The organism is Pseudomonas asplenii, from assembly GCF_001293465.1.
Lineage (GTDB): Bacteria > Pseudomonadota > Gammaproteobacteria > Pseudomonadales > Pseudomonadaceae > Aquipseudomonas > Aquipseudomonas fuscovaginae_B.
This window is the reverse complement of sequence record NZ_JSYZ01000001.1, coordinates 46,642-59,135: the sequence shown is the minus strand read 5'-3', so window position 1 is coordinate 59,135 and position 12,494 is coordinate 46,642. Positions and strand designations below refer to the sequence as shown.

12 protein-coding genes are annotated in these 12,494 nt (G+C 62.7%); 7 read left to right on the top strand and 5 right to left on the bottom strand.

The window, feature by feature from the left end:
• Nucleotides 1–72 precede the first annotated feature (72 nt).
• Together PF66_RS00300 and PF66_RS00295 are read left to right on the top strand one after the other, a co-directional pair.
• Complete coding sequence (locus tag PF66_RS00300; protein WP_054057564.1) at nt 73–1,422, top strand: carbohydrate porin; 1,350 nt, start codon at nt 73–75, stop codon at nt 1,420–1,422.
• Nucleotides 1,423–1,547: 125 nt separating this feature from the next.
• Nucleotides 1,548–2,441, top strand: coding sequence for a D-hexose-6-phosphate mutarotase (locus PF66_RS00295; protein WP_054061620.1), 894 nt, complete (start codon nt 1,548–1,550; stop codon nt 2,439–2,441).
• Here PF66_RS00295 and PF66_RS00290 read toward each other — a convergent pair.
• Nucleotides 2,414–3,274, bottom strand: a complete 861-nt coding sequence (locus PF66_RS00290; protein ID WP_192842675.1) for a MurR/RpiR family transcriptional regulator — start codon at nt 3,272–3,274, stop codon at nt 2,414–2,416. The genes PF66_RS00295 and PF66_RS00290 overlap by 28 nt on opposite strands.
• Before the next feature lie 211 nt (nt 3,275–3,485).
• Between PF66_RS00290 and zwf the strand changes: the two genes are divergently transcribed.
• The 3 genes from zwf to PF66_RS00275 are packed head-to-tail and all read left to right on the top strand — an operon-like array spanning nt 3,486 to nt 6,338.
• Entirely contained in the window at nt 3,486–4,955 is a 1,470-nt protein-coding gene (zwf, locus tag PF66_RS00285) for a glucose-6-phosphate dehydrogenase (protein ID WP_054057561.1), read from the top strand.
• The gene (pgl, locus tag PF66_RS00280; protein ID WP_054061619.1) at nt 4,942–5,655 is read left to right on the top strand and encodes a 6-phosphogluconolactonase; all 714 of its coding nucleotides are present in this window, start codon (nt 4,942–4,944) and stop codon (nt 5,653–5,655) included. Before zwf ends, pgl begins: the two co-directional genes overlap by 14 nt.
• A gap of 17 nt (nt 5,656–5,672) precedes the next feature.
• Nucleotides 5,673–6,338, top strand: a complete 666-nt coding sequence (locus tag PF66_RS00275) for a bifunctional 4-hydroxy-2-oxoglutarate aldolase/2-dehydro-3-deoxy-phosphogluconate aldolase (protein WP_054061618.1) — start codon at nt 5,673–5,675, stop codon at nt 6,336–6,338.
• 193 nt (nt 6,339–6,531) lie between these two features.
• Here the strand turns inward: PF66_RS00275 and PF66_RS00270 are convergent, their stop codons facing one another.
• Together PF66_RS00270 and PF66_RS00265 are read right to left on the bottom strand one after the other, a co-directional pair.
• Nucleotides 6,532–7,716, bottom strand: a complete 1,185-nt coding sequence (locus PF66_RS00270) for an aminotransferase class V-fold PLP-dependent enzyme (RefSeq protein WP_054061617.1) — start codon at nt 7,714–7,716, stop codon at nt 6,532–6,534.
• Nucleotides 7,717–7,743: 27 nt separating this feature from the next.
• Nucleotides 7,744–7,980, bottom strand: coding sequence for a DUF3820 family protein (locus PF66_RS00265; RefSeq protein WP_054057557.1), 237 nt, complete (start codon nt 7,978–7,980; stop codon nt 7,744–7,746).
• A 204-nt stretch (nt 7,981–8,184) separates the two neighbouring features.
• Between PF66_RS00265 and PF66_RS00260 the strand changes: the two genes are divergently transcribed.
• The gene (locus PF66_RS00260) at nt 8,185–8,649 is read left to right on the top strand and encodes a PA2169 family four-helix-bundle protein (protein WP_054057556.1); all 465 of its coding nucleotides are present in this window, start codon (nt 8,185–8,187) and stop codon (nt 8,647–8,649) included.
• Nucleotides 8,650–8,764: 115 nt separating this feature from the next.
• On the opposite strand, the gene PF66_RS00255 is transcribed toward PF66_RS00260, so the two are convergent.
• Both PF66_RS00255 and PF66_RS00250 read right to left on the bottom strand, forming a co-directional pair.
• Nucleotides 8,765–9,241: a MaoC family dehydratase gene (locus PF66_RS00255; RefSeq protein WP_017905299.1), complete on the bottom strand. Its 477-nt coding sequence runs from the start codon at nt 9,239–9,241 to the stop codon at nt 8,765–8,767.
• 60 nt (nt 9,242–9,301) lie between these two features.
• Entirely contained in the window at nt 9,302–10,246 is a 945-nt protein-coding gene (locus tag PF66_RS00250; protein WP_054061616.1) for an alpha/beta hydrolase, read from the bottom strand.
• A gap of 238 nt (nt 10,247–10,484) precedes the next feature.
• On the opposite strand from PF66_RS00250, the gene fadD2 reads away from it, so the two are divergent.
• Nucleotides 10,485–12,173 (top strand): long-chain-fatty-acid--CoA ligase FadD2, encoded by a 1,689-nt coding sequence (gene fadD2 / locus PF66_RS00245; protein ID WP_054057554.1) that lies wholly within the window; start codon nt 10,485–10,487, stop codon nt 12,171–12,173.
• Nucleotides 12,174–12,494 lie beyond the last annotated feature (321 nt).

The window sequence follows — 12,494 nt, the reverse complement described above, 5'->3', positions numbered from 1 at the left end:
GCCGCTCGTCGCGTTCGATGTAAACCACGTTCAATAAAGACTGTTAATAACAATAAAGACGAGGATGTAGGGATGAAAAAGAGGAACACCAACACCCGCTTGATCTGCCAGTTGTCAGCGGCGGCGGCCTTGGTCATGGCTGGCCATGCGGTGGCGGACGAGGCGTTCAGCGCCGACTCCAAGTGGATGACCGGCGACTGGGGGGGCGAACGTACCCGGCTCATCGAGCAGGGCATCGATATCAAGGCCGACTACGTCGGTGAAGTCGGTGGCAACCTGCATGGCGGCTACAACGACGACAAGACCGCACGTTACGCCGACCAGTTCGGCCTCGGCGTGGCGCTGGACCTGCAGAAACTGTGGGGCTGGGACAACACCCAGGCAAAGATCCAACTGACCAACCGCAACGGCTACAACATTTCCAATGACCGGGTCGGTGACCCGCGTGCCGGCACCCTCAGTTCCTCCCAGGAAGTCTACGGCCGTGGCCACATGGTCCGCCTGACCCAACTGTGGATCCAGCACCAGTTCCTCGACGGCAAGCTCGACGTCAAGGCCGGTTACTTCGGCGAAGGCGAAGACTTCAACACCTTCCCCTGCGACTTCCAGAACCTGGCGTTCTGTGGCTCCCAGGTGGGCAACTGGGCAACCGGCATCTGGTACAACTGGCCGGTCAGCCAGGCGGCGCTGCGGGTCAAGTACCACATCACCCCTGAGCTGTATGCGCAGGTCGGCGCCTACAACCAGAACCCATCGCAGCTGGAGCATGGCAACGGCTTCAAGCTCAGCGGCAGCGGCACCAAGGGTACCGTGCTGCCGGTCGAACTGGTCTGGTCGCCGAAGCTGAACAGCCTGCCGGGCGAATACCGGGTCGGCTACTACAAGAGCACCGCGCCGGCCAATGACGTGCGCGAGGACGTCAATGGTGCCGATGCCGCAACCACCGGCAACGCCTATCGCGTTCACGATAGCAAGCACGGCTACTGGTTCGTTGCGCAGCAGCAGCTGACCAGCCACAACGGCGACGCCTCCCGTGGCCTGAACATCGCCGCCAACGCGACCTTCCACGACAAGGACACCAACGTCGTCGACAACTATCAGTCGCTGATGCTGGTGTACAAGGGGCCGTTCGATGCACGTCCCAAGGATGACATCGGCTTCGGCGTCGCCCGTATCCATGTCAACGACGACGTGAAGAAAAACGCCGAGCTGGCCAACGCCGCCATCGGTGTCAGCGACTATGACAACCCGCTGTACTCGCCACTGCGCGAAACCGAGTACAACTACGAGCTCAACTACGGCATCCATGTCACCAACTGGCTGACCGTACGGCCCAACCTGCAGTACATCACCCATCCGGGTGGTGTGGATCAAGTCGACAACGCCCTGGTGGCCGGCCTGAAAATTCAGTCGGTTTTCTGAGGCTTCGGCTGATAAGCTCTCTCTCTATGTGCGCATCTTGCGGATGGTCACCCGACCGTCCGCTTTTTTTTGCGCATCAGGACGCGTTGGCTTCACGACGATAGAGATTCCAGGATTCGCGGCACATGCACGAGCAACCGCTACAACGTTTCTTCAAATCCCGGCGCGAACAGCCGGTGTTCCAGTGGGAGCGCTTCCAACAGCGTGAAGTGCTGGTGATCGACCATCCGCTGTGCCAGGCGGTGTTCAGTCGCCAGGGGGCGCAGTTGCTGCACTTCCAGCCGCGCGGGCAGAAGCCCTGGTTGTGGTGTGCGGCGAAGTGGCCGCAGGTCGGGGCGATTCGCGGCGGGGTGCCGGTGTGCTGGCCGTGGTATGGCCGCCATCCGAGCGAAAATGCCTGGCCGTCCCATGGCTGGGCGCGGCTGATCGACTGGAAGTTGCTGGAGAGCAGTTCCGACGAACAGGGGGTCAGCCTGCACTGGCGCCTGCAACTGTGCGACTGGCAGGTGGATCTGCAGGCGCGCCTTGGCGAAAGCATGGAGCTGCGCCTGAGCACCGAGCACCAGGACAGCGAACCTTGCCAGTTGAGTCATGCCTTGCACGCCTATTGGCGTATTGGCGACGTGGGTGAGGTAGCGCTGTCTGGGCTCGATGGCGCCGAGGGATACGACCATCTGAGTCGCCAGGTCTGCCGGCAGCGCGGCGAGTTGCGGGTCGAGGGTGGCTGTCAGCGGGTGTTCCAGCACGAGGGCGAATTGCACCTCAAGGACCATGCCTGGCAGCGTGAGTTGTGCATCGATACCGGGGAGAGCGGCGATACCGTGGTCTGGCACCCGGGGCCGCGGCCGTTGCTCGGGGTGAGCTGGAACGAGGTGATGGGCTTCGTCTGTGTCGAAGCCGCCGGTGGCGGCACCGACAGCCTGTGCCTGGCCCCGGGGGAGCAGGCGCACCTGAGCCTGCAGGCACGCGCGCAGGCTGTCGGTTCACATCCTCAGTCGTACTCGTCGCCCACCGGGTAACGGCTGGCGTTGAGGCTTTCCTTGATCTTGCGCAGGTGTGGCTGGAAGTCCACGCCGCGGCGCAGGGTCATGCCGGTGGCCAGCACGTCGAGCACGGTCAACTGGACGATCCGCGAAGTCATCGGCATGTAGATGTCGGTGTCCTCCGGCAACGGGATGTTCAGGCTCAGGGTGCTGGCCTTGGCCAGGGGCGAGCCGGCAGCGGTCAGCCCCAGGACCGAGGCGCCGTTGGCCCGGGCGATGCGTGCCACTTCCACCAGTTCCCGGGTGCGGCCTGTGTAGGAGATGATCACGAACAGTTCGCCGGTATGGGCCACCGAAGCGATCATGCGTTGCATCAGTACGTCGGCGTGGGCCGTGACCGCAATGTTGAAACGGAAGAACTTGTGCAGGGCGTCCATGGCCACCGGTGCCGAAGCGCCGAGGCCGAAGAAGTGGATCTGCCGGGCCTGGGTCAACAGGTCGACGGCCCGGTTGACCTGCTCGGGGTCGAGCACCTTGCTGACGCTGTCGAGGGAGGCGATGGCGCTGGCGAAGATCTTCTGCGTGTAGGCCTCGGAATTGTCGTCGGCTTCCACCGCCCGGCTGACATAGGCCGCGCCGCTGGCCAGGCTCTGCGCCAGTTGCAGCTTGAGTTCCGGGTAGCCGCTGACGTCGAACGAACGACAGAAACGGTTGACCGTCGGTTCGCTGACCGATGCCGCCTGGGCAAGGGCGGCGATGCTGTAGCGGGTCGCCTGCTGCGGGTTGAGCAGGATGACTTCGGCGACCTTGCGCTCGGCCTTGTTCAGGTCTTCGAGGCGATTCTGGATCTGTTCCAGCAGATTTCGCACGCGGTCCATGTTGGTGTTCCTTGGTTCTGCAATGCATGGGAGAACGCGTTTTGGCAGTTCTCGGCGGTGGCCTATCCTACTGATGGCGCTTGTGGACCACCACTCGCAATCGTGATTTTGAAGAAATGTTGTGGTTATTACTACATTTTTTCCTTGAGTGATGCCTCGAAAAAAGGTATTTATCGTTTAACTTGATAAAAGAACAAACATCATGCCTTCGATAACGGTTGAACCGTGCACCTTTGCCTTGTTCGGCGCCCTGGGCGACCTCGCGCTGCGCAAGCTGTTTCCTGCCTTGTACCACCTGGATGGCGCCGGCCTGCTGCATGAGGACACGCGCATTCTCGCCCTGGCCCGTGAGCCGGGCAGCGTCGACGAGCACCTGGCGACCATCGCCAGCGAGCTGCGCGAGTTCGTCGAGGCGAAGGAGATCGATGAGGCGGTTGTCGAGCGTTTCCTCGGCCGCCTGAGCTACCTGCATGTGGACTTCCTCAAGCCCGACGACTATGTGGCCCTGGCCGATACCGTCGGGCGCAACGAACAGCTGATCGCCTATTTCGCCACGCCGGCCGCGGTGTATGGCGCGATCTGCGAGAACCTGGCGAAGGTCGGCCTGGCCGACAACACCCGGGTGGTGCTGGAGAAGCCGATCGGCTCGGACCTGGAGTCGTCGCGCAAGGTCAACGACGCGGTGGCGCAGTTCTTCCCGGAGAACCGCACCTATCGCATCGACCACTACCTGGGCAAGGAGACGGTGCAGAACCTGATCGCCCTGCGTTTCGCCAACAGCCTGTTCGAGACCCAGTGGAACCAGAACTACATTTCCCACGTGGAAATCACCGTGGCCGAGAAGGTCGGGATCGAAGGCCGCTGGGGCTACTTCGACAAGGCCGGGCAACTGCGCGACATGATCCAGAACCACCTGCTGCAGTTGCTGTGCCTGATCGCCATGGACCCGCCGGCCGACCTGTCCGCCGACAGTATCCGCGACGAGAAGGTCAAGGTGCTCAAGGCCCTGGCGCCGATCAGCCCGGAAGGGCTGACCACCCAGGTGGTGCGTGGCCAGTACATCGCCGGGCACAGCGAAGGCCGCTCCGTGCCGGGCTACCTGGAAGAAGAGAATTCCAACACCCAGAGCGACACCGAAACCTTCGTCGCCCTGCGCGCCGACATCCGCAACTGGCGCTGGGCCGGCGTGCCGTTCTACCTGCGGACCGGCAAGCGCATGCCGCAGAAGCTGTCGCAGATCGTCATCCACTTCAAGGAACCGTCGCACTACATCTTCGCGCCCGAGCAGCGCCTGCAGATCAGCAACAAGCTGATCATCCGCCTGCAGCCGGACGAAGGCATTTCCCTGCGGGTGATGACCAAGGACCAGGGCCTGGACAAGGGCATGCAACTGCGCAGCGGGCCGCTGCAACTGAATTTCTCCGACACCTATCACAGTGCGCGGATTCCGGATGCCTACGAACGTCTGCTGCTGGAAGTGATGCACGGCAACCAGAACCTGTTTGTCCGCAAGGATGAAATCGAGGCCGCGTGGAAGTGGTGCGACCAGTTGATCGCCGGCTGGAAAAAATCCGGCGATGCGCCCAAGCCCTACGCCGCCGGGTCCTGGGGACCGATGAGCTCCATTGCACTGATCACGCGGGATGGGAGGTCGTGGTATGGCGATATCTGAACTGAAACTGCCCAAGGGCGTGGTCGGGCACGAGTTCCGCACGCCGGTGCTGTTGGCCGAAGGCCAGGCCCTGGCCGTGGCGCAACAATTGCGTACGGCGATTGCCGCCCGTGGCGTGGCAACCCTGGTGGTTTCCGGCGGGCGCAGCCCGGTGGCGTTTTTCCAGCACCTGGTCAAACAGGATCTGGACTGGAGCAAGGTGGTGATCAGCCTGGCGGACGAGCGCTGGGTACCGGTCGAGCACGCCGACAGCAATGCCGGGTTGCTCAAGCGTTATCTGCTGCAGGGTGCGGCGGCCAAGGCGCGCTTCATCGGCCTGTACAACGCCGCGGCCAACCTCGACGAAGCGGCGCAGCAGGCCGACCAGTTCCTCGCCGAACTGCCGGACATCGACGTGCTGGTGCTCGGCATGGGCGATGACGGCCACACCGCGTCGCTGTTCCCGGACAGCCCGAACCTGCAGGCCGCCTTGCAGGTGGACGGCAGCCGGCGGGTCTGGCCGATGCTGGCACCGACCGTGCCGCATCAGCGGCTGAGCATGAGCCGGGCCTTGCTGGCTTCGGCGACCTTTACCGTATTGGCGATTTCCGGTCAGTCGAAACTGACCACCCTGAATGCCGCCCTGGCCGGCGATGACCTCGCCGCCATGCCGGTTCGTGCGTTTCTGCAACCCCCCCTAGAGATTTACTGGTGCCCATGAGCCAAGGATCAGCCGCTATGACAAAAAATGCCCCGACCGTCTCCATGGCAGACAAGGTCGCCCTGATCGATCAGTTGTGCACCCGTGCGCGGATCCTGCCGGTCATCACCATCAACCGCGTGGCGGACGTGCTGCCACTGGCCGATGCCCTGGCCGCTGGTGGCCTGACCGCCCTGGAAGTGACCCTGCGCTCGCAGTTCGGCCTCAAGGCCATCGAGATCCTGCGTGAGCAGCGTCCGGAACTGGTGACCGGTGCCGGTACCGTGCTCGATCGCCAGATGCTGGCGGCAGCCGAGGCGGCGGGTTCGCAGTTCATCGTCACGCCGGGCATTACCCGTGATCTGCTGGAGGCTGGCGTCGACAGCCCGATCCCGCTGTTGCCGGGCATCAGCAGCGCCTCGGGGATCATGGAGGGCTACGCCCTGGGCTATCGCCGCTTCAAGCTGTTCCCGGCGGAAGTCAGCGGTGGCGTGGCAGCGATCAAGGCCCTGGGCGGGCCGTTTGGCGAAGTGAAATTCTGCCCGACCGGCGGTGTCGGTCCGGGCAACATCAAGAGCTACATGGCGCTGAAAAACGTCATGTGCGTCGGCGGCAGCTGGATGCTCGATCCGGAGTGGATCAAGAACGGTGACTGGGGCCGCATCCAGGAATGCACGGCCCAGGCCCTGTCGCTGCTGGACTGATTCACCCCTTACCGAATTCGTTGTGTGTTCTACGGCTTTACGGTGCGCTTGGTCGGCGCACCGTTTTTTTTTGCCTTGGGAAAGTGGCGGGGCTGTTCGCGGATGAGTCCGGCTCCCAGTGGCCAACCCGGTGTCGGGTGTACGCCGGTGGGCGCTGGACTCATCCGCGAACGGGCTTCACACCGACCCCAGGTCAGCCACTCAGTTCGGCCAGCGCCCTGATCAACTGACCCATCTCCTGCGGCGAAGTGGTAAAGCCCGGAGTAATCCGGATACAGGGCCCGCAAGCCGACCCGCTGCGCATCACGGTGAACAGGTTGTATTCCTTGAGCAACCGCTCGACCATCACCTGCTGGTTCGCCTGGCGGGTGAAGCGCAGCGAGGTGATCGCGCCATACAGCCGCGGATCGTCCGGGGTCAGCACCTCGATGCCGGGCAGCTGGCGTGCCTCGCTCACCCACAGGTCGCGCAGGTAGGCCAGGCGCGCACCCTTGGCCGCGGCGCCGCCGATTTCCCAATGCTCGGCGAGCACCGTCGGCAGGGTCATCAGTGCCGGAATGTTCGCTGTGCTGTGGGGCGTGCGCGAGCGTACGTCGGTGATGGGGAAGTGCGTTTCGCCCATGTCCGGGTCGATGTCGCCCAGGCGCTCGGGGGCGATGTAGAGCACCCCCAGGCTCAGTGGCGCGCCGATCCATTTCTGCAGGTTGAAGCCGGCGAACGCCACACCCAGTTCCTGCAGGTCGAAGTCGAGCTGCCCCAGGGCATGGGCGCCGTCGAGAATCACATCGACCCCATGCTCGGTGGCCGCGTCGACGATGGCCTTGACCGGCATCACCAGCCCGGTGCGGTGGGTGACATGGGTCAGCGCCATCAGCTTCAGGCGCGGGTAGCGGGCGAACGCCTCGCGATAGCTCGCGAGCAGGCTGTCGTAGCTGGCCGGATGCGTGTGCCCGATACGGACCACCTGCACGCCACGATGGCGCTCCAGCCAGTTCAGCGCGCCCTTGACCGTCTCGTATTCCAGGTCGCTGTACAGCACCTGGTCGCCTGGCTGCAGGCGGTTGTAGTTGCGGATCAGCACCTGCAGGGAATCGGTGGCGTTCTGGCTGAAGGTGATCGCCTGTTCGCTGACGCCCATGAGCTCGGCCAGCTCGGCGCGAATCGCCGCGCCCCCGGTCCTGTCGAAATGCTGGCGGACATGCACCGAGTTGCTGCGGTTGATGAAGTCGATATTGCGCTGGTACTCCTCGACCACCCGGCGGGTCATGCGGCCGAAGTAGCCGTTCTCCAGGTTGATCGGGCCCGGCTCGACGTCGTAGCGCCGGGCCACTGCCTGCCAGAAGTGTTCGTCGCGGGCGTTGTCTTGATTCCTTGGCATGCGTGCACTTTCCTTCGGGGGCGGGTTTCAGTGACGGGGCTTGGGCTTGCCGTGTTTGGCGCGCAGCGGGTCGAGCAGGTCGCCGAGGCCGTTGTGGTCGATCTCGTGCATCAGCGCCAGCAGGCCCCCGAGTTCGCCGTGGGGAAAGCCTTCACGGGCGAACCAGTTCAGATAGGGGCCGGGCAGGTCGGCGAGGATGCGTCCCTTGTACTTGCCGAAGGGCATCTCGCGCGTGACCAGCAGTTCGAGTTTTTCAGGGTTCATGCGGGCTTGCCTCAGGTGTTCAAGCAACGGGAAAAATACCGGCATTCTGCATGCAGGCCAATTGACAGATCATGCAAATAGCAGTGATACAGATTTTTCGGATATTCGTAAGTTATTGAAAATAAAAGGTAAAAATCCAGATTCAAGGCTGGCACGCGCTCTGCAATATACGACTCAACTTCCACCACCAGAAGGAATTGAGTCATGACCGACGTGAACAAAGAAGCCATTTCGATCCTCAACCACCTGATCGAGGTCAGCAAGGATGGCCAGGAAGGCTTCAAGACCTGTGCCGAGGATATCAAGCACCCTGAACTGAAGGCGCTGTTCGTCAAACGCTCCAGCGAATGTGCCGCCGCGGCGGCAGAGTTGCAGGCTGAAGTGCGCAAGCTGGGCGGCGACCCGGAAACCACCACCAGCCTTTCCGGTGACCTGCACCGGCGCTGGGTCGATGTGAAGGCGCTGTTCACCGGCAAGGGTGAGGAAGCGGTGCTCAACGAGGCCGAGCGCGGTGAGGACCATGCCAAGAAGGCCTATCGCGAGGCGCTGGAGAAGCTGGTCAAGCACAACATGCTGGGGCTGCGTGATCTGGTCGATCGCCAGTACCAGGGTGTGTTGCGCAACCATGACCAGGTCAAGGCGCTGCGCAACATCGCTCGTGCGAGCTGAGTGTCTGCCTGAATGAAAAACGCCGGCTCAGCCGGCGTTTTTTCATGGGTTCCCGGTAACGTTGAAGCGCTGTGGGCCGACCCTGGTATTCGCGGGCTGCCCGCGAAGGGGCCGGTCAGACGCCGCCGATGGTGATCGGTGGCGGGCTGGTCAGGGTTACGGTCTGCTGTTTACGCGGCGCCAGGATCTCCGCCTCCCCGTCCACCACCAGCTCATCGCGCTGGTTGAACACACGGGTGGCGATACGCACGCGGAACTTCGGCAGCTTCTCGAGGATTTCCAGGCGTACGGTCAGGGTGTCGCCGATTTTCACCGGCTTCTGGAAGCTCATCTGCTGGCCCAGGTAGATGGTGCCCGGCCCGGGCAGTTCGCAGGCGACCGCCGCGCTGATCAGCGCGCCGCTGAACATGCCGTGGGCGATGCGCTCCTTGAACATGCTGGCGGCGGCGAACTCGGCGTCCAGATGCACCGGATTGTGGTCGCCGGACATCGCGGCGAACAGCTGGATATCACGTTCTTCCACGGTCTTGCTGTAGCTGGCGGTCTGGCCGACTTCGAGTGCCTCGTAAGGCGTGTTGGTCACCTGGGTCATCTGATACCTGTCCTGTGAAGAGATTCTTAAAATCAAACCATTGATTTTAAACGTTGGAAATTATTCGGCATGCCCCGGCCGACGATGCGCCAGGGTCTGTTCCAGCCACTGCAGCACGTCGGCGGTCACTTCGTCGCGGTTGGTTTCATTGAACAGTTCATGCCGCGCCTGTGGGTAGACGCTCAATTGCAGGTTCTGGCTACCTGCATTGCGCAATGCATCGGCAAGATCCTTCAGGCGCCTGCCTTCGCTCACCGGGTCATGTTCGCCGCCGATCACCAGCAAGGGCAGGCCGGGATCGATCTGCGCCAGGTTGCTGGCCTTGCTGATCTGCTGCAGGCCACCCAGCATGTCGATCCACATCTGGTTGGTGCAACGGAAGCCACAGAGCGGGTCGGCGACGTACTTGTCGACCTCCTCCGGGTCGCGGCTGAGCCAGTCGAAGGCCGTGCGATTGGGCTTGAAGGCCTTGTTGAAGGAGCCGAACGACAGCCAGTCGATCAATGCGCTGCGGCCGGTCGGTCCCTGGCGCCAGCGTTCGAAACGGGCGATGGCGCGGGCGGCGCGATAGAGCGCCACGGGCTGGAAGTTCGAGCCGCTGAGGATCGCCCCCTGCAGGCTGGCGCTGTGGTGCAGCAGGTAGGCCTGGGCAATATAGCTGCCCATGCTGTGGCCGAGCAGGATGATCGGCTTGCCCGGATACTCTTCGCCGATGCGCTGGTTGAGGCTGGCCAGGTCACTGACCACGGTACTCCAGCCATCCCGGTCGGCGTAGTGTCCGAGCACGCCCTGTTCGGCGGTTTTGCCATGCCCGCGCTGGTCGGGGGCATACAGGCCATACCCGGCCTCGCACAGCGCTTGGGCCAGGCGTGCATAACGCCCGCTGTGCTCGGCCATGCCATGGGACAGCATCACCAGCGCCACGGGCTCGCCCTGGGGCAGCCAACGATTGACGTAGAGGCGGCTGTGGTCACTCACGCTCAGCCAGAAAGTGTCATGGATCATGGCGGTTCCTTTGCACGGGACGAAACGGGGCAGGTGATGAATACACAGTCGCCCCATTGTATAGCGCATCCTCGGTCAGGAAGCAGACCAAGCTGCACATTGGCGGCAAGATTCATGATGTTAATGAGTGTGTCCGGCATATTTGCCTGATTCCCCATTGCTGCTACCGTCCGCTAAGCAGCGCTTTTTCGCTTTGGCGAAGCGACTCCGGATAGGCTCAGGCAAGAGGACAAGAACAATGCAACCTGATTTCTGGAATGACAAACGCCCGGCCGGCGTACCCCTGGACATCGACGTGGGGGCCTTCAGGTCGGTGGTCGAGGTTTTCGAGCGTTCCTGCAAGAAATTCGCCGATCGCCCGGCCTTCAGCAGCATGGGCGTGACCCTCACCTACGCCGAGCTGGAGCGCTACAGCGCGGCCTTTGCCGGTTACCTGCAAGCCAACACCGACTTGCGTCCGGGCGACCGCATCGCGGTCCAGTTGCCCAACGTCCTGCATTACCCGATCGCCGTGTTCGGCGCCATGCGCGCCGGGCTGATCGTGGTCAATACCAATCCGCTGTACACCGTGCGCGAGATGCGCCACCAGTTCAAGGACTCCGGTGCCCGTGCACTGGTCTACCTGAACCTGTTCGGTGCGCGGGTCCAGGAAGTGCTGCCCGATACCGGCATCGAGTTCCTCATCGAGGCGAAGATGGGCGACCTGATGTCGCCGGCCAAGGGCTGGCTGACCAACCTGGTGGTCGACAAGGTCAAGAAGCTGGTGCCGCCCTACCAGTTGCCCCAGGCCATCTCGTTCAAGAGCGCCTTGCACATGGGCCGCGGCCAGAGCATTCGGCCGCTGCAGGTCGGCCTCGACGATATCGCGGTGTTGCAGTACACCGGCGGCACCACGGGCCTGGCCAAGGGCGCGATGCTCACCCACGGCAACCTGGTGGCGAACATGCAGCAGGCGCGGGCCTGCATGTCCCAGACGGGCACCGACGGCCATCCGCTGCTCAAGGAAGGCCAGGAGGTGATCATTGCGCCGCTGCCGCTGTACCACATCTATGCCTTCACCGCGAACTGCATGTGCATGATGGTCACCGGCAACCACAACGTGCTGATCGGCAATCCGCGGGACATCGGCGGCTTCGTCAAGGAGCTGAAGAAGTGGCGATTTTCCGCATTGCTGGGGCTCAACACGCTGTTCGTCGCGCTGATGGAGCATCCGGAGTTCAAGAACCTGGATTTCTCCGCACTCAAGCTCACCAATTCCGGCGGCACCGCACTGGTCAAGGCCACGGCCGAGCGTTGGCAGAAGGCCACGGGCTGCCGCATCACCGAGGGCTACGGGCTCACCGAAACCTCACCGGTGGCCTGCACCAACCCCTATGGCGAGCTTGGCCGCCTGGGCACGGTCGGCCTGCCGCTGCCGGGCACGGCGCTGAAGGTCATCGATGACAACGGTGTCGAGCAACCGCTGGGGCAGCCTGGCGAGCTGTGCATCAAGGGCCCGCAGGTGATGAAGGGTTACTGGCAGCAGCCACAGGCGACGGCCGAGGTGCTCGATGACGAGGGCTGGTTCAAGACCGGCGATATTGCGGTGATCGACCCGGATGGGTTTGTCCGCATCGTCGACCGCAAGAAGGACATGATCATCGTCTCCGGTTTCAACGTGTACCCCAATGAAATCGAGGACGTGGTGATGGCTCACCCGAAAGTCGCCAACTGCGCGGTGATCGGCGTACCGGACGAGCGTTCCGGCGAGGCGGTGAAGCTGTTCGTGGTGGCGCGGGAGGCCGGGGTCAGCGTCGAGGAGCTCAAGGCCTACTGCAAGGAGAACTTCACCGGCTACAAGGTACCCAAGCACATCGTGCTGCGTGATTCGTTGCCGATGACGCCGGTGGGCAAGATTCTGCGGCGGGAGTTGCGCGATATCGCCTAGCGGGAAACAGCGGCGGTCTTGCGGGCCCATTCGCGGGCAAGCCACGCTCCTACAGTTCAGGGTCATCCATCAATGGAACGTACGACATTGAACTGTAGGAGCGCGGCTTGCCCGCGAAGCTTTTTTGCTCCTGAAAACCCCGCTCTAGAGCGGAAAATTAGAAGAATAGAATTTTTGCTCTAAAATGACTGATTGGTATTCTTGAGTCATGTTTATGACTGTAGGGGCCATGTTTGGCTCTAGTCGACCCTCGGCAAAGCTGCTACTCTCGGCGCGCTTTGTGACTTCTCGGCGTAGGTTAGGCTGTGTACGAAATTGCTT